The 18,753-nt window shown below is 70.1% G+C and carries 14 protein-coding genes and 1 pseudogene; 8 read left to right on the top strand and 7 right to left on the bottom strand.

Translation table 11 applies throughout. The features are described 5' to 3' along the window. Positions 1–75 precede the first annotated feature (75 nt). Positions 76–1,011, bottom strand: coding sequence for a LysR family transcriptional regulator (locus tag AXW62_RS20105; RefSeq protein WP_030843494.1), 936 nt, complete (start codon positions 1,009–1,011; stop codon positions 76–78). Between the two features lie 113 nt (positions 1,012–1,124). After that, positions 1,125–2,165, bottom strand: a complete 1,041-nt coding sequence (locus AXW62_RS20100; RefSeq protein ID WP_060945751.1) for a sulfotransferase — start codon at positions 2,163–2,165, stop codon at positions 1,125–1,127. A 637-nt stretch (positions 2,166–2,802) separates the two neighbouring features. Here AXW62_RS20100 and AXW62_RS46695 point away from each other — a divergent pair. Further along, positions 2,803–5,613, top strand: a complete 2,811-nt coding sequence (locus AXW62_RS46695) for a helix-turn-helix transcriptional regulator (protein ID WP_060945750.1) — start codon at positions 2,803–2,805, stop codon at positions 5,611–5,613. A gap of 39 nt (positions 5,614–5,652) precedes the next feature. Further along, positions 5,653–7,311 carry a flavin monoamine oxidase family protein gene (locus AXW62_RS20090; RefSeq protein WP_060945749.1) on the top strand — a complete coding sequence of 553 codons (1,659 nt, stop codon included), beginning with the start codon at positions 5,653–5,655 and terminating at the stop codon, positions 7,309–7,311. 73 nt (positions 7,312–7,384) lie between these two features. Here the strand turns inward: AXW62_RS20090 and AXW62_RS20085 are convergent, their stop codons facing one another. Beyond that, positions 7,385–8,794 carry a class I adenylate-forming enzyme family protein gene (locus tag AXW62_RS20085; protein ID WP_060945748.1) on the bottom strand — a complete coding sequence of 470 codons (1,410 nt, stop codon included), beginning with the start codon at positions 8,792–8,794 and terminating at the stop codon, positions 7,385–7,387. Between the two features lie 54 nt (positions 8,795–8,848). After that, the gene (locus AXW62_RS20080; RefSeq protein ID WP_030843507.1) at positions 8,849–9,511 is read right to left on the bottom strand and encodes a thioesterase II family protein; all 663 of its coding nucleotides are present in this window, start codon (positions 9,509–9,511) and stop codon (positions 8,849–8,851) included. A gap of 324 nt (positions 9,512–9,835) precedes the next feature. On the opposite strand from AXW62_RS20080, the gene AXW62_RS20075 reads away from it, so the two are divergent. Genes AXW62_RS20075 through AXW62_RS20065 form a run of 3 tightly spaced genes read left to right on the top strand, consistent with a single transcriptional unit; the run spans position 9,836 to position 13,345 of the window. Continuing rightward, positions 9,836–10,867 carry an ABC transporter ATP-binding protein gene (locus AXW62_RS20075; protein ID WP_079106047.1) on the top strand — a complete coding sequence of 344 codons (1,032 nt, stop codon included), beginning with the start codon at positions 9,836–9,838 and terminating at the stop codon, positions 10,865–10,867. After that, on the top strand, positions 10,864–12,372 hold the full coding sequence (locus AXW62_RS45915; protein ID WP_244503283.1) for an ABC transporter permease: 1,509 nt from the start codon (positions 10,864–10,866) through the stop codon (positions 12,370–12,372). Before AXW62_RS20075 ends, AXW62_RS45915 begins: the two co-directional genes overlap by 4 nt. A gap of 34 nt (positions 12,373–12,406) precedes the next feature. Further along, entirely contained in the window at positions 12,407–13,345 is a 939-nt protein-coding gene (locus AXW62_RS20065) for an ACP S-malonyltransferase (RefSeq protein WP_060945747.1), read from the top strand. Between the two features lie 115 nt (positions 13,346–13,460). Here the strand turns inward: AXW62_RS20065 and AXW62_RS20060 are convergent, their stop codons facing one another. Beyond that, complete coding sequence (locus AXW62_RS20060) at positions 13,461–14,186, bottom strand: LbetaH domain-containing protein (RefSeq protein WP_060945746.1); 726 nt, start codon at positions 14,184–14,186, stop codon at positions 13,461–13,463. An 86-nt stretch (positions 14,187–14,272) separates the two neighbouring features. Here AXW62_RS20060 and AXW62_RS20055 point away from each other — a divergent pair, with 86 nt between their 5' ends. Continuing rightward, complete coding sequence (locus AXW62_RS20055; protein WP_060945745.1) at positions 14,273–15,148, top strand: glycosyltransferase family 2 protein; 876 nt, start codon at positions 14,273–14,275, stop codon at positions 15,146–15,148. On the opposite strand, the gene AXW62_RS20050 is transcribed toward AXW62_RS20055, so the two are convergent. Both AXW62_RS20050 and AXW62_RS20045 read right to left on the bottom strand, forming a co-directional pair. Continuing rightward, complete coding sequence (locus tag AXW62_RS20050; protein WP_060945744.1) at positions 15,149–16,252, bottom strand: NAD-dependent epimerase/dehydratase family protein; 1,104 nt, start codon at positions 16,250–16,252, stop codon at positions 15,149–15,151. It abuts the gene before it with no gap. 32 nt (positions 16,253–16,284) lie between these two features. Next, positions 16,285–16,527 carry a hypothetical protein gene (locus AXW62_RS20045; protein ID WP_060945752.1) on the bottom strand — a complete coding sequence of 81 codons (243 nt, stop codon included), beginning with the start codon at positions 16,525–16,527 and terminating at the stop codon, positions 16,285–16,287. A gap of 200 nt (positions 16,528–16,727) precedes the next feature. Here AXW62_RS20045 and AXW62_RS20040 point away from each other — a divergent pair, with 200 nt between their 5' ends. Together AXW62_RS20040 and AXW62_RS45135 are read left to right on the top strand one after the other, a co-directional pair. Continuing rightward, the gene (locus AXW62_RS20040) at positions 16,728–18,098 is read left to right on the top strand and encodes a helix-turn-helix domain-containing protein (protein WP_060945743.1); all 1,371 of its coding nucleotides are present in this window, start codon (positions 16,728–16,730) and stop codon (positions 18,096–18,098) included. 412 nt (positions 18,099–18,510) lie between these two features. Further along, positions 18,511–18,753 (top strand): annotated as a pseudogene (locus AXW62_RS45135) (serine hydrolase domain-containing protein); the annotation flags it as partial.

The raw sequence follows: 18,753 nt of genomic DNA, 5'->3' as shown, positions 1-18,753 counted from the left end.
CCGCCCCGCACGGGCACCACCACCTCCGCACGCGCACCACCGCCCCCGCCGCACCCCGACCCCGGCGCACCCCCCCTACGGCAGCAGCCGCGTCGTGGCCGGTGGCAGGCCGAACTCCCCGGCGGCCGCCGTCCGCAGATGCTCCAGCAGCACCCGGCGCAGCTCACGCGCGGCCCGGGGCGGGGCGACGTCCTTGCGGTGGGCGACGGCGATGGTGCGCTGCATGTCGTGGCCCTCGAACGGCGTGATCCGCAGCCCGGACCGGGCCGCCACCATCCCCGGCAGTACGGCGATGCCGAGCCCGGCCCGTACGAAGCCCAGCACCGCGTCCATCTCGCCGCCCTCGACCGTGAAGGACGGTTCGAATCCGGCCGCCCGGCAGGCCGCGGTGGTGAATTCGCGCAGGTCGTAGCCGCGCCGGAACATCACCATCGGGCGGTCCCGCAGATCTTCGACCCGGATCCGCCGTCGTCGGGTGGGCGGTGGGGAGGCGGGCGAGGAGGCCACCACCAGCTCCTCCCGCAGCAGCTCGGTGGCGGCGAGGGCGGAAGCCTGTCCGGGCAGCGGGGTGATGATCAGCGCGAGGTCCAGCTCTCCCGCGGAGAGCGTGCGGACCAGATCCTGGGAACCGCCCTCGTCCACGATCAGCTCGATGCCGGGAAACTCGTCGTGGAAGCGGCGCAGTACGTCGGGGACGAAGCTGGCGCACAGGCTCGGTGTGGCTCCCAGCCGCACCCGGCCGCGCCGCAGCTGGGCGACCTCCTGGACCTCGCGGTGCGCGGTCTCGGTGTCGGCGAGGATCTGGCGGGCCAGTGGCAGCAGTGCCTCTCCCGCGTCGGTGAGGGCGATATTGCCGCGCGCCCGGTGGAAGAGATCGGCTCCCAGCTCCCGCTCGAGGGCCCGGATCTGCTGGGACAGCGAGGGCTGGGCGACATGCAGAATCTCCGCGGCGCGGGTGAAGTGCCGGGTCTCTGCGACGGTGGCGAAGTACCGCAGCTGCTGCAACTGCACACCACGATGATAGGCATTGGTTATGGAACGGGGGTCTTCCTCGAGGAAGCGGGGCGCCGCCCGGCGACCGGCCTCCGACGGGCGGCCGTCGCCGGGTGACGACGCGCGCCCTGCTAATGGACGGCCAGCGCCCGCATTCCGGGGCTACAGGACTCCAGCAGTGGGGTCAGCTCGGCCTCGGGCAGCTTCCGCGCCGCGCCCGGCCGGCCGCCGTCGAGGTGGGCGACGGACGCCTCCAGCCACGTGCGGTGCGGTTCCACCCCGATGAACTCGGCGAGCCGGATCAGCTCCTTCTCCGGCTCCTCCAGGAGGGTCTCGTATGCCAGCGCGGTGCGCTGCCGCGCCGGGACCGCCTCCAGCTTGCGCAGGCCGTCGACGATCGTCTCGGACCACAGGGTGCCGAACTGGCTGATCGGAATGGGCCGCTCCATCACCAGGGCCGGGTCGTACCGGTCGCTCAGCAGCGGAGCGAGGTCGGGCGGGAGCTGGGCCGCGTGCTGCGGGGTCAGCAGCCGCGGGGACTCCAGACCGCAGTGGTCGGCCATCTCCCACAGCAACGGGATCATCCGGAAGCTGAAGTGCCGGCTCATGGAGACGGCGCAGTCGGGGCCTTCGCGGTAGAGGTGCACGAAGCGCGCGTCGGGAAAGGCGCGGTGCATCTCCGGTACGCGGCCGAGGGACAGGCCGGTCCGCTCGACGACGGCACCGGGGTTGCCGAACCGTGCGCCGAGGGTGGCGAACAGGGCCCTCCAGTGGTCCGCCGGACGGCGGGTGGGCCAGGAGGTGACCTCGGGCTCCAACGCGTCGAGGAGCGCGTCGGGATCGTCGGTCAGGTGGGGCAGCACCATGACGCTGATGGCCGGGATGCCGGTGGTCTCCGCGTCGTACCGCCGGCGGGGCACCCGGTGGTAGAGGAACTCCGGCGGGGTGGCGCCATTTTTGATCATGCTATTGGTGACCGGGTTGGGCCGGGACAGATATCCCCAGAACTCGGGGCCGCTCAGCGGAGCGTCGGCCAGCACTTCCTCATCGGGAACGCTGGCGAACAATTCATTGATGCTGAGCACATCCGGATGAAGATTGATGATGTGAGACAAAGCCGTCGAACCGCATCGACCGGTGCCGACGACAAATGTCAACTTCTGGTTGGCCACGCGCACTTTCCTCCCGTTTGCTCGGACAACTAGTTGCGTCCCCGGCAATCGTTCCCGTAGTGGCCCACGACACACCGCGGCCGATTCGCCCGGCCGCGGCGATGCTAATGGACACGCGGGGTCACGATGCCTGCCGACCATCGAACTGGAAACGCACACAACGGGACGCGATCGAGTGAACTCGGGGTTCAGCGGCTTCCGGCACTTTTGCGCAACTTTCACATCCGACAGCGGCGTTGACCCGGTGAAACCCTTCCGACCAGCGGTGACGCCTGATCTGAGAGTCGGCACGGAGCTTCACAACTCGTTGACGGTCCCGAAAACCGTAATCGAACAGTTTCGCCTGTGATGGGACGGTCATCTTTTCGTACCAACAGCACTGCTAGAGTGCGCATCCGCCCCTCCCCCATGACCCCGGGCTGGTACGCCCCAACCCGGCCGGGAGGGGCGGCAGAAGACGCAACATGACACAGAGCAGCCGTGCCGCCGCGCAAGGTCGAGCAACGGGAGGGAACGAGGCCACAAGGCGGCAAGGTGTTTTCATCTCGGGGGACGATGTATTACCAGGTGCGCCATGCACGGTGATTCGCTTTCACGACCCCTGCTCACACGTGAAATCGGGGAAGGTGTTTCGTACGTGTTGGTGGAGCGCGATCAGGAGATAGCCCGGCTCAATCGGCAACTCTTCGAGGGCGCCCGCGAGGGAAGCCGGCTCGCCGTCATCAGCGGCGCCGTGACGTCGGGGAAGACCGCACTTCTGCACACCGTGACGGACACCGCGGACGGGCGCGGCGTCCGGGTGCTGCCGGCGGTCGCCTCCGCCGCGGAGCAGAAGTTCCCGTACGCCGTGCTCGAGCAGCTCTATCAGGGCATGCCGGCCCATCTGCGGCACGACCGGCCGCGGCCCGCGCTGGAGGCGCTCCGGAGCCCGCACGACCCGGACCGGGCCGATCTGCCGCTGCTCCAGGACTTCCACCGCAGCCTCGACGAACTGACCCGCGACGCGCCCCTGTTGATCGCCATCGACGACGCCCAGTACGCCGATCTGCCGTCACTGCGCTGCCTGGCGTACGGCATCCGCCGCTGCCGCTCCGAGGCGCTGTCCGTCGTGGTCAGCCGCGGATCGCTGACCGGCCCCGCCGCCCCGGCGCTGGACGAGCTGCTGCACGAGCCGAAGGTGTGCCACGTCCGGCTGGCCCCGCTCACCGTCGCGGGCGTCACCACGCTGCTCACCGAGGAGTTGGGCGCCGCGGAGGCCGAGCGCCACGCCGCCGCGTTCCACGAGATGACCGGCGGCAATCTGCTGCTGCTGCGCGGGCTCCTGGACGACCGGTTCTCCCGGCTCACCCGCGGCCCCCTCGACCACGGGCCCGAGGCGGGCGCCCCGGTGGCCGGGGAGCTGTTCCGGCAGGCGGCGCTGTCCTGCGTGTACCGCGGCGGCCCGGCCCACCGCCGGGTGGCCCACGGGGTCGCGCTGCTGGGCGACGCCACCTCCGTCCCCCTGCTGAGCAGCCTGATCGGGGTCGAGGAGCGGCTGGTGCGGCAGTCCGTGGCGACCCTCACCGAGGTGGGCATCCTGCACGGCGGACACTTCCGCAGCGACGCGGTGCGCACCGTGCTCCTGGACGATCTGGAGATGGAGGAGCTGGGCCCGCTGCACCACCGGGCCGCCCGGCTGCTGTACGAGGAGGGCGCCGACCCCCTCGACGTGGCCCGCCACCTGCTCAGCCACGAGGTGTCCGAGCCGGTCGAGGAGTGGATACCGCAGGCGCTGCGCGACGCGGCCCGGCACGCCATCGCCGCGGACCGCAGGGAATTCGCCATGAACTGCCTGCAGATGGCCGACCGGTGCAGCACCGACGAGCGCGAAACGCTTCAGCTCCAGGCGACGATGGTGCAGGCCATGTGGCCGTTCAATCCGCTGTCCCAGATGCGGCGGCTGCAGTCGCTGGCCGGCCCGGCCGCCAGCGGGCTGCTGCCGGCGCCGCAGACCATCCCGGTGGCCATCGGGCTGCTGGGGCTGGGGCGGATGAGCGAGGCCGCCGCCGCGCTGGAACACGTCAGCCGGGCCGCCGCCGAGCACCCGGACACCGAGCTGGAGACCGGGCTGCGGACCGTCCGGCTGGCGCTGTCCTGCACCTACCCCGACCACCGCGAACTGCGGCCCTTCCTGGACCAGGAGGAGCCCGACGGCCCGGGGGAGGGCGTCCCGCAGGCGCCGGACCAGACCCCCGAATCCCCTCAGCTGACCGCGTTCCGGGCGCTGCGCACCGTACTGAGCCGCGGTGTCGACGAGCGCGCCGTACGGTTCGCGGAGCGGGTGCTGGAGACCGTCCGGCTCTCCGACCGTACGATGCTGACGGTGTACGCCGCGCTGCAGACGCTGGTCTACGCGGATCGCCACGCCACCGCCACCACCTGGTGCGACCGGCTGATCGAGGAGACCGCCGAGCGCGGCGCCAGGGGACTGCTGGCCTACTTCTGCGTGCTGCGGGCCCAGATCGCGCTGCGCGTGGGACGGCTGCGGGACACCGTCCGGTACGCCGAGCGGGCGCTGGAGGAGCTTCCGGCGCGCGGCTGGGGGGTCACCGTCGGCATGCCGCTCGGGATGCTGATCAACGCGCACACCGCGATGGGCGACCATGACGCGGCGGCCGAACTGCTGGCCCGCCCGGTGCCGGAGGAGATGTACCGGAACCGCTTCGGACTGCACTACCTCTACGCGCGTGCCCGGCACCAGCTGGCCACCGGCCGTCATCACGCGGCCCTCACCGACTTCCGCGCCTGCGGCGAGAAGATGGCCGCCTGGGGCCTGGATTCGCCGGCCACCCTGCCCTGGCGGCTCGGCGCCGCCGAGACCTGGCTGGCCCTGGGCAGCCAGGAGCGGGCGGCGCGGCTGGCGGAGGAGCAGCTGGAGCTGGCCGGGGAGTCCTCCTCCCGCACCCGTGGCGCCGCGCTGCGGATCCTGGCCGCCACCCGGCCGCTGAACGAGCGGACCGCGCTGCTGCAGCAGGCGGTGGGGGTGCTCCAGGCGAGCGGCGGCTGGTACGAGATGGCGCGGGCGCTGGCGGACCTGGCCGAGACGCACAAGCAGCTCGGCGAGCTGGACACCAGCCGGCTGATGACCCGCCGGGCGCTGCGGCTCGCGGACAGCTGCGGCGCGCAGGAGTTGTCCCGTTCGCTCCAGCGCACCCCGGCCCGCTCCGCCCTGTCGGAGGCGGCCCGTACCGGTGAGGACACCGCCGCGTTCTCCGAACTCTCCGACGCGGAAAGCCGAGTGGCAGCACTAGCAGCTTCCGGCTACACCAACCGAGAGATCGCCGCTAAGCTCTACATCACGATCTCGACGGTGGAGCAACATTTGACCCGTGTCTACCGGAAGATCAACATCAGCCAGCGCCGAGAACTGCCCGCGAGCCTGGATTTCGATGTCGCTTACACCGCCTGATATCCCCGCGATGCCGCTCGGCCCCATGAGGTTGATGCCATGACGTGTGCGACCGCGTCCGCCACGACGATGCTCGTGCCGGACTTCCCCTTTTCCTACGACAGATGGCTGCGCCATCCCGCTGGTCTCGGCACCGTGCCCCGCGCGGTGCACGGGACGGAAGTCGCGGTCATAGGCGGCGGAATGTCCGGCCTGACCGCCGCATATGAACTCCTGAAACTAGGGATTCACCCAGTTCTCTACGAAGCGGAGCAACTGGGCGGCCGGATGCGCTCCATACCGTTCCCCGGGAATCCGGAATACAAGGCGGAGATGGGCGCCATGCGCTTTCCCCTCTCCGCGCGGTCGCTGTTCCACTACATCGACCTGCTGGGCCTGCCCACCCGCCCCTTTCCCAATCCGCTGGCACCGGCCACCGCGAGCACGCTGATCGACCTGAACGGCGGCCAGGACCGGGCGCGCAGCGCCGGCGATCTTCCCGAGGTCTACCTGGAGGTCGCCGCCGCGTGGGAGAAGGCGCTCCAGGAGCGCGCCGACCTGGCCACCCTGCGGGACGCCATCCAGCGGCGGGACGTCAGCACGCTCAAGACCGTGTGGAACGCGCTGGTCAAGGAGTTCGACGACCAGTCCTTCTACGGCTTCCTGGCCACCTCCTCCACCTTCCAGTCGTTCCGCCACCGGGAGATCTTCGGCCAGGTCGGCTTCGGCACCGGCGGCTGGGACACCGACTTCCCCAACTCGATGCTGGAGATCCTGCGCGTCGTGGTCACCGAGGCCGACGACAACCACATGAGCATCGTCGGCGGCTCCTCGCAGGTGCCGAACGGGCTGTGGGAGCACCGGCCGGAGACGCTCGCGCACTGGCCGGCGGGCACCTCGCTGGCCTCGCTGCACGGCGGCCGGCCCAGACCCGCGGTCACCCGGCTGCGGCGGACCGCCGACGGCATACGGGTGACCGACGAGAGCGGCGAGGAGCGCGCGTTCCCCGCGGTCGTCTTCAGCCCGCATGTGTGGACGCTGCTGAACCGGATCGACTGCGATCCGGCGCTGCTGTCCACCCCGCTGTGGACGGCGGTGGAGCGCACCCACTACATGGGCGCGTCCAAGCTGTTCGTCCTGGTCGACCGGCCGTTCTGGCGGGACGCCGATCCGGCGACCGGCCACGACGTGATGAGCATGACGCTCACCGACCGGATGCCGCGCGGCACTTACCTGTTCGACAACGGTCCCGACCGGCCCGGGGTGATGTGCCTGTCGTACACCTGGAACGACGACTCGCTGAAGGTCGCCACGCTCTCGGCCGAGGAGCGGCTGGAGACGCTGCTGACCAAGCTGGGCGCGATCTACCCGGACGTGGACATCCGGTCGCACATCATCGCCGGGCCGCTGACCGTCACCTGGGAGACCGAGCCCCGTTTCATGGGGGCCTTCAAGAACAACCTGCCCGGTCAGTACCGCTACCAGCGGCGGCTGTTCACCCAGTTCATGCAGGGCGGGGCCGACCCGGAGCAGCGCGGCTTCTTCCTGTGCGGGGACGACGTCTCCTGGACGGCGGGGTTCGCCGAGGGGGCGGTGACCACGGCGCTGAACGCGGTGTGGGGGGTGCTGCGCCATCTCGGCGGCACCACACATCCGGACAATCCGGGCCCCGGTGACCTCTTCGACACCTTCGCACCGCTGGAGCTCCCGTACGACTGACCGTCCGACTGACCGTCCCGGCCGCCGGCGGGGGGAGCCGCCGCCGCGTGCCACCGGCTCCCCCTGCCACGCCTCAGCCCCGGGCGATCTGCTCGAGCCGGCGCTTGTCCGGCTTGCCGTTGCGGTTGAGCGGGAAGTTCTCCAGCACCTCGACCCGGTTGGGCTGTTCGTAGACCGGGAGCACCTGGCACAACCGCTCCCGCCAGTGCCTGGCGTCCCGCAGCCGCTCGTCCTCCACGAAGAAGACCAGCTGGGTGTCGCCGGCCCGGCGCTCGTCGGGCAGCGGCACGATCCGCGTGGAGATCCCGGCGAGGGCGGCCTTCCGCTCGATCAGCTCCGGGTAAAGCGTGTAGCCGGAGCGGTGCACCGCGAACTTCCGTCCCAGGACGAACAGGTTGTCCTGTCCGTCGAGGTAGCCGAGGTCGCCGGTGGGCTGCCAGCCGGTGGGTATGGCGTCGATGGTGCCGTCCTCGGCGAGATGGCCCTCCAGCGCGTCCGGGGTGTCCACCTCGATCTCACCGGCCTGGCCGGCGGCGACCGGGTGGCCGTCCTCGTCGACGATGCGCAGCTTGATGCCCTCCATGACCCGGCCGCAGGAGACCGGGTTCTCCAGGGTGGCGAAGGCGATGTTGCCCAGTTCGGTGCTGCCGTAGCTGTCCAGCAGCGGCAGCCCGAACTCGGCCACGTAAGCCTCGGAGAGGGCGCCGTCCAGCGGTGCCGCGCCCGAGCAGAACATCCGGACCCCCGCCAGCCGCGCCCGCAGCGACGGCTTGCGGCCGACCAGGTTGAGCATGGTGCGGTAGCTCGACGGGGTGGCGTCGATCACCGTGGCGCCGGTCCGTCCGGCCATCTGCACGGCCCGGTCCAGGCGCTTGTACGGGGCGATCACCAGGGAACAGCGGGTGAGCCAGGCGATGAGCACCATGGACAGCCCGTACTGGTGGGCGAAGGGCAGCAGCGGCAGCAGCACGTCGTCCGGCCGGTGCCCCACCTGGGCGGCATTGCGTTCCAGATTGGTGAGGAACTTGCGGCCGGACTTGACGGCGCCCTTGGGCTCACCGGTGGAGCCGGAGGTCCACATGATCAGGCCGTCGGGGCGGTCGGCCCAGGCGTCGAAGGACAGTTCGCGGGTGGTCAGCGGGCGCCCGGCGGCCGGGGCGATCAGCTCGTAGAGGTCGACCGTGCGGATGTCGGAGTGGATCGGGGCGTCGTCGTCGACGAAGGCGATCGCGGCACCGGTGCGCCGGGCGATCCGCCGGGTCTCCTCCGGGTGCTCCTGCTGGTCGACCAGGACGATGGAGGCTCCCACGTGCATGAGCGCGAACAGCACGCTGACGTAGGCGGCGGAGTTGCCCGCCTTGAAGACGACGCGGTCGCCGTGGGCCACCCCGTGCTCGCGGATCACATCGGCGACGCGCAGCGCGTCCAGCTCGAAGTCGGCCAGGGTCTGTACCGAGTCGGGCCCGTAGATCTTCGCGGTCATCGAACGTACTCTTTCCTTTTCGCTGAGGAGTACGGGCGGCCCTGGGCCGGCCCCCTAGGCTCCCTTGTCTTCGGCGCCGGTCTCCCACTCGGCGTCGGCGGAGACGTGTGAGAGCAGCTGGTCGTGCACCAGGTTGACGACCTCTCTCCGGCTCGAGTCGAGGTAGCCGCGGGAACCGGGGAACACCTCGAGGTCGAATCGCCCGCTGGTACGCCGCCGCCAGGCCCGTACGCCGCGCAGCGGGGTCCTGGGGTCGCCCTCACCGGCGAGGGCGACGATCCGGCAGCCGAGCACCGGGGGCCCCAGGGACATGCCCCAGTGCGCGGTCCGGCCGGATACGAACAGGGTGAGCAGCACCGTCCCGGTCTCCCGTTCCAGGCGCTCGGCGACGCGGTAGGCGAGGTCGGCTCCGGCCCGGTGGCCGAAGAAGGCGAGCGGGCGGTCCATCCACTCCCCCAGCGCGCCGAAGATCCGGTCCGCCAGCTCCGGGGAGTCGGTCAACCGCTCGTCGTCGCCGTCCTCGGCGCCGATGTGCAGGGGGTACTGGATCGCCAGCACCTCCACCGTGGGCAGCAGAAGCTCGGACAGGGAGAGGTAGTACGCGGTGGAGTGGGCGGATTCCGGGAAACAGATCAGCCGGAAACTGCTTGGGGTTTCCGTTTGCAATATCCGAATAAGGCCCACATCATCGGGCTTGATCTGGCTCAAGGAGTACATCCCCGCGATTGCACTGAGGGGCCGGGCACGAGTGCACGGTGGGGCGCGTCGACCACGCTCGTCCGAGATGCTGACTCCGTGAGGCTATGAGCCCTTCTCCGGGGCCACAACCCCTAGTAACCGCTATTCGCGGTACGCGTTATATGCGGGTACCGCGCCATCCCCGACGTGGCACGGGCCACAGCAGGCGCCCCCTAAAGCCCCCTCACCCGTGTCACGACCCCCTAATCTGGCGGCAGTTGCGGTCCGGGAGTCAAGCTGTCGTGTTAAACATGGGGAAAGTAATCTTCTCCTCAAGCCAATTAAATCGGTGCGACGACAGCGATGAACACAACACGTCCTATTGATTTCGCCGTCGTTGTCGACGGCTTGATCAAGAAGTACCCCGGCCGGCCCGTTCCGGCTGTAGACCATCTCAGCTTCACCGTGAAGCACGGCGAGGTCTTCGGCTTCCTCGGGCCGAACGGAGCGGGCAAGACCACCACCATCGGCATTCTGACCACCCGGGTCGCCCCCAGCGGCGGACGCGCCTTCGTGCAGGGCGTCGACGTGGTGGCCCGGCCGGCGGTCGCCCGGCAGTCCTTCGCCGTCGTGCCGCAGCGCAACAACCTGGACCGGTCGCTGACCATACGCCAGAACCTCACCTTCCACGCCGGTTACCACGGTCTGTCCCGCTCGGAGCGGAACCGGCTGGCCGACGAGAGCCTGGAGTGGGTCGGCCTCTCCGACCACGCCAAGGCCCGCGCGGACCAGGTCTCCGGCGGCCAGGCGCAGCGAGTGATGATCGCGCGTGCGCTGATGCACCGCCCCCGGGTGCTGTTCCTGGACGAGCCGGCCACCGGCCTCGACCCGCAGTCGCAGATCTTCGTGCGCGACCGGGTGGCCGAGCTGAAGACCCGTGGCGTGACGGTGGTGATCACCACCCACGACATGGAGGAGGCGTCCAAGCTGTGTGACCGGATCGGCATCGTCGACCACGGCAAGCTGCTCGCGCTGGACACTCCGGAAGCGCTGACGAGCAGGATGAGCAACACCGCGCTGACCGTCACGGTCCGGCCGCCGTACAGCGGGATGAACGGCGTGGTCCAGATGGTGCAGGGCCTCGGGGTCGCCGAGCGGGTCGAGGTGCTCCAGGCCGAGGAGAACGACGTCCCCGGCGACCCGGCGCAGGGCGGCGGAGGCTACAACGACGGCACCTTCCGGATGAAGGTCTACAGCAACGCGCCGTCCTCGGTGCTCCTGCCCACCGTCATCAAGGCCCTGAGCGACACCGGCTGTGAGATCAAGGACCTGAATGTGAGCAAGGCCAGCCTGGAAGACGTGTTCGTCGACCTGACGGGGAAGGAGATGCGATGAGCTCCTCCGCACGACCCACGTCCTCGGCGGACGGGACCACCGGCGGCAAGACCCCGGAGGAGAAGCCCGCGGCCGGCGCACCGGCGTCCGGGTCCCAGGGCCGCGGCCAGGAGTCCGCCGCGGGCCGCCCCGTCGACCCCCGGACCGCCGGCGCCAGGCCGGCCGAGAACGCCGGGGCGACCGATCCGAGGGCCGGGGACCCGAAGACCGGAGACCCGCGGACCGGGGACCCGAAGGCCGGGGACCCGCGGACCGGGGACCCGCGGACGGCCGAGATCAAGGCCGCCGAGGACGACGGCTTCGAGGACACCCGGACCGTGCTCGTGCGGTCCAAGTCGTCCGCGCCGCGTCCCGCCCCCGAGCTCCAGAAGGCCACCCCGAACCCGCCGGTCAAGCACGAGACCGCACCGCACCAGCCGCGTCCGCACGAGGCCAGGCCGCACGAGCCCGGACCGCACGGGGCCGGACCGCACGGTGCCGGGCCGCACGGGGCCCGGAGCACCCGCTCCCCCGACGGCAGCATCGGGGACACCCTGACCCTGGTCATCAAGCCCATGCCGGCCCCGTCGGCGTCTCAGGCCGCACAGGACGCCAAGGCCGCGCTGAACGCCATCATCGCAGCGGCCGACGCCCGTTCGCCGCTCATGGAGCCCCAGCCGGAGCCCGAACTCGAGCTGGAGCTGCCCGACGAGAAGCGCCGCGGCGGACGCCACCGCCGCCGCGCCAACCGGTGGCGGACGTTCTTCTTCATCCTGTGGCGCGACATCTTCGTCACCGGCCGCGAGATGGGTCCCTTCCTGGGGCAGGTCATCGTGGAGCCGTTCTTCATGCTGTTCGTCTTCGGCAAGGTGCTCGGTGAGATCGGCTTCACCCAGCCCGGGTTCCAGCAGGTGCTGCTGCCCGGTGTGGTGGCGCTCAACAGCTTCCTGGTCGCCCTGCAGAACACCGCGCTGCCGCTGGCCATCGACTTCTCCTGGACCAAGGAGATCGAGGACCGATTGCTCTCGCCCATCCCGGTCGGCCTGGTGGCGGTGGAGAAGGCGGTCTTCGGCGCGATGCGCGGTCTGATCGGCTCCCTGGTCATGATCCCGATCGGTCTGGCGCTGCTGGACGACGTCTCCTGGCCGCTGGACAAGATGCCGGTGACGCTGGGCATCCTCAGCCTCGGCGGACTCGTCGGCGGCTGCGTCGGCCTCACCCTGGGCACCCTGGCGCCCGCGCGGCACATCTCCATCGTCTTCGCCATGACGCTCACTCCGATCATGTTCACCGGGGCCACGCAGTTCCCGTGGCGGAGCCTGGAGACCGTCCGCTGGTTCCAGGTGCTGTGCACCTTCAACCCGCTGACCTACATCACCGAGGCGATGCGCGGACTGCTGCTGACCCCCGGGCCCAAGACGCCGGAGTCGATCCCGCTGTGGATCTGCTTCTCCGCCATCGGAGCGGCCATCGTGATCTTCGGGTTCATCGGCATCCGGGGCTTCAACCGCCGGGCGCAGGACTGAGCCACGGCAGGACCTGAGAGTAAGGCACCACACCATGACGGCATCCGAGCAGACGAAGACAGCCATCGTTTTCCCGGGCATGGGACCCTCCGGCTTCTCCGAGGTGGGCAGGTTCCTCACGCTCGACCCGTTCGCCCGGAAGCGGCTCGCCGAGGCCGACGATGCGCTGGGCTACTCGGTCTTCGACCGGCTCCGCACCAGCGAGGACGACTACTCCGAGGCCACCCAGGTCGCCTTCCTGGTGAACTCGATGGCCTCGGCGGACCGGGCCGAGCAGGAGCACGGTCTGGTCCCGGACCTGTGCGTGGGGCCCAGCTTCGGACAGAAGGCGGCGGCGGCCTACGTCCGTTCGCTGCCGTTCCCCGAGGTGGTGCGGCTCACCGCGGAGCTGGCCCGCTGTGAGCACGCGTACTTCACCGAGGAGTACCAGGACGCGGTCACCCACACCTTCGTCCGCACCCCGCAGGAGAAGCTGACGGAGATCCTCACCGAGCTCGGCGAGCGCGGTGAGTGGTACGACTACTCCGGCTACCTCGACGACGGCTTCTTCATGGTCTCGCTGCGCGAGACGGAGCTGGAGTGGTTCAAGAAGGCGATCAGCCAGGCCGGCGGCTACTCCATGTACACCATGGTCCCGGCGGTGCACGCGCCCGCCTTCGCGGAGCTGCGGCGCCGGGCCGCCGAGGAGATCCTGCCGAAGTACGAGATCCGCGACCCGAAGCTGCCCGTGGTCACCGACCAGGACGGCACCATCGTGACCTCGGCCGACGAGCTGCGCACGATGCTGCTGGACACCTTCGACCTGCCGATCCACTGGCCCAAGGTGGTGGACACGCTCAAGGGCGCCGGGGTGTCGAAGATGTACATCACCGGCCCGGACAACCTCTTCCACCGGCTGGACCGCACCAAGTCCAACTTCGAGGTGGTGACGGTGGGCCCGGGCAAACGCCCGCGCCCCGCGCGCAAGCGCTGACGACGGACCCATACGCACCGCGCGGCCCGGCCCCGTCTTCGGGGCCGGGCCGCGCGGTGCGTATGGGTCCGGGGGTGCCGGACCCATCTTCTCGCCTGTGGTGGTAGGCCGCACGTCAGCACGCGTCCGAGTCGGGCGCCGGGGTCCTCTCGCGGCGTGCGGGTCGCCGGCGGACTTGGGCGTCAGAAGTGTGCGGTGCGGTGATGACGCTGTGGTCTGGAAGGGTGCGTGCGGCAAGGGTGACACCGCTGGCGACCCGGCAGTCGCGGCCGAGTGCGAGGCCGGGGCCGAGGCTAATGTTGTTGCCGGTCTGGACCCGGTCACCGATCAGAGCGCCGAATTGCGGTGTGCCGCAACGGTAGAGGCCGTCGGGGGTACGCAGGATGATCTCCCGTTCGGGGTTGCTCATGTGGGGACTCCACATGCTGATGGCCGCGACGGTCAGGTTGGCGGACAGGTGGGCCTCGGCGCCGACAAGGGTGCGGTTGATCCCGATGCGGTGGCCAAGGATGGCCCGTTCTCCGAGGAACGAGCGGGTGACCTCACAGTTGAAGCCGATCGAGACGTCGGAGCACAGCACAGAGCCGGCGCGGACGGTGGAGAACTCCCACACGCGTACGCGCGGGCCGATGATCACGTCGTCGCCGATGATCGCGGTCGGGTGGATCTGCGCGGTGGGGTGGATACGGTGCGGGAGCCGGGCGAGGGCCCGGCGGTGCCAGTCCTCCCAGAGGGAGAGGAAGTCGGCGAGCTCGGTCTTCTCCATCTGGTTGTACGGGGTGGCGTCCAGCATTCCACTGGTGGGGACGGTGAGGTAGTCGCCGAGGCGGATAATGGGCATCGGTGCCTTTCCCATGTGTGGTCGGTGGCAGGCCCCGGGACAGCTAACATCACCGGGACCGGAACCGTGGAACGGAGAGTTCATCCGTGCGTCACCCGCGCGTAGGCGTCGCCATCTTGACCATGGGCACGCGGCCCGCCGAACTGACCGACCTCCTTGCATCGGTCGCTGGACAGGACACGCCTGCGGCGCGGGTTGTGGTGGTTGGCAACGGCTCGCCGCTGCCGGCACTGCCGGACTGGGTGACCGGTGTCGAACTGCCGGAGAACCTGGGGATCTCGGGCGGCCGGAACGCCGCCCTGGCCCGGCTGCGGGAGTTCGGGGATGTCGATGTGGTGGTGGACCTGGACGATGACGGTCTGCTGATCAGCCCGGACGTCTTCACCCGGCTTGCGGAGCTGTACGCGGCGGACGAGCGGCTGGGTGTCGTCAGTTTCCGCATCGCCGACGAACGGGGCCGCACCCAGCGCCGTCACGTTCCGCGCCTGCGCGCGGCCGATCCGATGCGGGGCGGGCTGGTGACGACGTTCCTCGGCGGCGGGCACGGGCTGTCCATGCGGATGCTGGACCAGGTCGGTGGCTGGCCCGAGCCGTTCTTCTACGCGCACGAGGAGACCGACCTGGCCTGGCGGGCGCTGGACGCGGGCTGGAAGGTGCTCTACGAGCCGGAGCTGGTGCTCCAGCATCCGTGGACGTCACCGACCCGGCACGCGATCTTCTACCGGATGGTCGCCCGCAACCGGGTCTGGCTCGCCAAGCGACACCTTCCCGCCCTCCTCGTCCCCGTCTACCTGGGCATCTGGACCGCTATGACCGTGGCCCGCACCCGATCGGCGGCGGGGCTTCGGGCCTGGTTCGGCGGGTTCGCCGAGGGCCTGCGCACCCCGTGCCCGCCCCGTCAGCCGATGCGGTGGGCCACAGTGTGGCGGATGACCCGACTGGGCCGGCCACCGGTCATCTGATCAGGCAGTCGCGGCCTCGGACTGGGCCCGCAGCCACGCGGGGATCGCCTCGGGGGTCTTGGCCAGCCAGTCCGCATAGCGGGCCACCCCCTCCTCGACGGTGATCGTCGGTCGCCAGCCGAGGACCGCTTCCATACGGTGGGTGGCCGCGTAGCCGCCGAGCGGGTCACCGGGCGGCATCGGCGTCTCCACGAACCGGGTTTCCGGGTACCGTTCGGCGACCAGCTCGGCCACCTTGCGGATGCTTGTGGGAGCACCGGTACCGATGTTGATCGTCTCGTTGTGGGCGCGCGGGGCGACCAGGGCCCGCACGGTGGCGGTGGCGATGTCGTCGACGTGGACCAGATCCCGGATCTGGTGGCCGCCGCCGTTGAGGTGAAGAGGCAGTCCCAGGGCAGCGCGGGTAGCAAACCAGGCGACCACCCACGAATGGCTGTTCGCCTTGATGACCTGCGGCTCTCCATAAACGGAGAAGTACCGTACAACCGTGTACGAGGTGCCCACGGCGCCCAGCGTGAGAACGGTCTGCGTCTCGCCCCACGCCTTGGTGTTCGCGTAGACCGACATCGGCCGCAGTCGCGTGTGCTCGTGGAACTGCTCAGGCACGCGGCCGTAGACGGCTTCCAGCAGCTTCCGCACGGTCCGGTACTCCTCGCACGGGCGTGCCCGGTCCTCCGGGTTACCGTTGCCGTAGACGCTGGCCGAGGAGGCGAAGACCAGTCGGCGGATCCGCTCGCAGGCAGCCACCGCATCGAGCAGGACCTGGGTGCCGGTGATGTTGGTGTGGATCGCCGCCAATGGTTTGCGGGTGCAGGCGGCGACGTCGGCGAGGGCGGCGGCGTGGATCACGTAGTCGGACTCGGCCACCGCCCTCTTGGCCAGGCCCGGGTTCCGGACGTCGCCGACGATGACGTCCGGGTCGGCGGGGTCGACACCGAACAGGTCGCGGTAAGTGTGCCGGGGGTAGGCGTCCAGCATGCACAGGGAGATCGGCCGGGCCCCCGCCCGGCGCAGGCAGGCGGCGATCCGGCTACCGATCAGCCCGGCCCCGCCAGTGACCAGCACGGTCCGGCCGACGAGCTCCTTCAACTGGGTGTCGTGCACAGTGCCTCCATGTCGTGGTGCGGTGTGCGGTGTCACTGGCCCGACCGGCGGGCCTGTTCGCGCTCGGCGATGAGCTGCTCGAACTGGACGGCGTACAACTCCACCTGGTTGGGGGTCAGGACCAGCACCGACTGAGCGGTCCGACCGTCGGTGTGATGGACCTCGATGCCCAGAGCGGCCTGCTGGGCGCGATGGTCGTACGTAGCGTCCCGCTTCAGCGGCGTCGCGTGGGTGACCGACGCCCATACGCCCTGGGCAGCCGGATTCTCCTGCATCTCGCTCCCCCCTTGAGGGATCGGCTGCGGCCCGCTCTGGTACGTGCCGCCCGTGTTCACGAGGACACCGCAGCCCGCCCGGTAAGGGGAGGTGCAGCCCCGCGGCGTGCACACGATTTGCACCTGGCGTAAACGAATTGCAACTGTTCGTGATAAAGAGCGGTTTGGCGAGACAATGAGCCCCCGGCAGGAGGTGGGTCATGGACAGCATCCATCCGATCTGGCGCTCAACGGCCATGCGCGCCGCCCTTGCCCGCCGCGACGCCGGCGCGATCGTCCGGTTAGCCCGCCGCGCGGCCGACATAACCCTCGCCGACCTCGGCAAGCAAGTCGGTTACACCGCCGCCTCCCTGTCCCGGATGGAACGCGGCAAGCAGCCCATGCGCGACGTGCTGCTGCTCCAGAGCCTCGCTGCCTGCCTCGACATCCCCCCGCACCTGCTCGGCCTCGCGCCGCAACGCCGGCGAACTGCCTCAGACCGACCCGACGCCACTAGGGTGGGCACGCATACCCTGTTCGGCGAAGAGGGAGACGACCCGGTGCGACGCCGAGAACTCCTGGCAACCCTGACCGGAGCCACCACCAGCGCGGTCCTCGGCCCTCCAGCCGCCGCCCACGCTCCAGCACAACCGAACCTGTCCGGCCTGGAAGACCTCCTGCTCCACCGGCAGCACGGCCAAGCCCTCGCCCCGGACCCCACCCCGTCCACCGTCGCCGCAGCCGTGAACGCCTCCCGACAGGACTTCGGCGCCTGCCGATACGACACCCTCGCTCGCGCACTTCCGGCCCGGATCGCCCTCGCCCAGGCGCTCGGCGACCACGGGAGCCCGGAGCAGGCGGCAACCGCGGTCGCCGAGCTCTACACCACCGCGACCCGCCTGTGCATCAAGCTCGGCGAAGACGGCCTGGCCGCCGTCACCGCCGACCGGGCCCTCACCGCGGCACTCGGCGGCGCGGACGCCCTCACCGTGGCCGAAGCCCACCGCATGGTGTCCTCCGCCTGGCGCCGCCAGGGACACTACGCCCGCGCCACCGATGTCGCCGTCACCGCCGCCCAGCAGCTGACCGCCGACCGCACCACCGACGTAATCGAACGGCTCTCCGTCCAGGGCAACCTGTACGCCACCGCCGCCTACACCGCGGCAAAACAAGGCGACCGGCACACCGCCTACGCCCTCATCGCCGAGGCAGAAGCCACCGCCGGGCAACTCGGACAGGACGCCCTGCTCCGCGGCACCGTCTTCGGCCCCAGCCAGGTACTCCTCCACCAGGTCTCGATCAGCCACCTGCTCGGCGACGCAGGCCAAGCCATCGAACACGCCCGCCGCATCGATCCCGCCGCCCTGCCCACCACCGAACGCCAAGCCCGATACTGGATCGACGTCGCCCGCGCCTTCGACCAATGGGGCAGGCCTGACCGCTGCTACCGGGCCCTCCTCGCCGCCGAGCAAGCAGCGCTCCAGGAGGTCCGTCGCAGCTCGGTCCGGACCATGGCAGCCAACCTGATGCGGCACGACCGCACCCTTCCCGGCGTACGAGCGTTCGCGCACCGCGTCGGCGCCCTCACATGACCTGCTGCCGCCGCCGGAGCAACCAGTCGGGCTGAGGCGACTCGCAGCGAAGCAATGTGCCTCATATGCCTGATGGCGTCGAGCTGGAACATGAGGATGGCCGAGGGAGTCGTCGACCGTCATCGGTGCCCGCACGCTGGTCAGGAGAACCCGGTTCGCCACGAGTTGCGCCCGAGCACCGCCGTCTGCTGCTTCAACTGTTCCCGCGCAGTGCAGGCGCCACCGGCCCCGTCGCCTCGTAGGTGGTGCAGGCGGGGTCAGCACCACTACCAAGCGGGGGTTACCCCCATTACCTGCCGTGCCTCCACTGCGTAGCGTGATCGTCGTTCCCAGTTCTGTTCGATTCGATGGAGGAATAGCGACAATGAGGTACAGGCTTCGCCGGCGAGGTGGTCAGCAAGGGAAGCGCCTCGTGACCCTGTCGACGGTCACCGCGGCGATTGTTTCGGGGATGATGGTGTCGGGAAGTGGGCCGGCCGTCGCGCACGCAGTGGTGGAGCCATCCGTTCGCAGTGCCACCGCGTCACTGCGAAGTGACCTCGAGAAATATCTGGACGCTCAGGGCACTAAGGATCATTTCTCAGCGGTCTCCCTTCGGGTGACCTATGCCGATCAGCGACCTGATATCTCGGTCGATGCGGGGACGTCCCGCTAC

The sequence above is a fragment of the Streptomyces hygroscopicus subsp. hygroscopicus genome (assembly GCF_001553455.1).
In the GTDB taxonomy this organism is placed as follows: domain Bacteria; phylum Actinomycetota; class Actinomycetes; order Streptomycetales; family Streptomycetaceae; genus Streptomyces; species Streptomyces hygroscopicus.
Note: the sequence above shows the minus strand (reverse complement) of the source record. Positions and strands in the feature narration are given on the sequence as shown.

Excerpts from the sequence above, each read along its gene's own strand:
- AXW62_RS20075 (WP_079106047.1), top strand. The coding sequence starts at position 9,836 with ATGAACACAACACGTCCTATTGATTTCGCCGTCGTTGTCGACGGCTTG.
- AXW62_RS20040 (WP_060945743.1), top strand. The coding sequence starts at position 16,728 with ATGGACAGCATCCATCCGATCTGGCGCTCAACGGCCATGCGCGCCGCC.
- AXW62_RS20090 (WP_060945749.1), top strand. The coding sequence starts at position 5,653 with ATGACGTGTGCGACCGCGTCCGCCACGACGATGCTCGTGCCGGACTTC.
- AXW62_RS20085 (WP_060945748.1), bottom strand. The coding sequence starts at position 8,794 with ATGACCGCGAAGATCTACGGGCCCGACTCGGTACAGACCCTGGCCGAC.
- AXW62_RS20045 (WP_060945752.1), bottom strand. The coding sequence starts at position 16,527 with ATGCAGGAGAATCCGGCTGCCCAGGGCGTATGGGCGTCGGTCACCCAC.
- AXW62_RS20065 (WP_060945747.1), top strand. The coding sequence starts at position 12,407 with ATGACGGCATCCGAGCAGACGAAGACAGCCATCGTTTTCCCGGGCATG.
- AXW62_RS20060 (WP_060945746.1), bottom strand. The coding sequence starts at position 14,186 with ATGCCCATTATCCGCCTCGGCGACTACCTCACCGTCCCCACCAGTGGA.
- AXW62_RS45915 (WP_244503283.1), top strand. The coding sequence starts at position 10,864 with ATGAGCTCCTCCGCACGACCCACGTCCTCGGCGGACGGGACCACCGGC.
- AXW62_RS20080 (WP_030843507.1), bottom strand. The coding sequence starts at position 9,511 with ATGTACTCCTTGAGCCAGATCAAGCCCGATGATGTGGGCCTTATTCGG.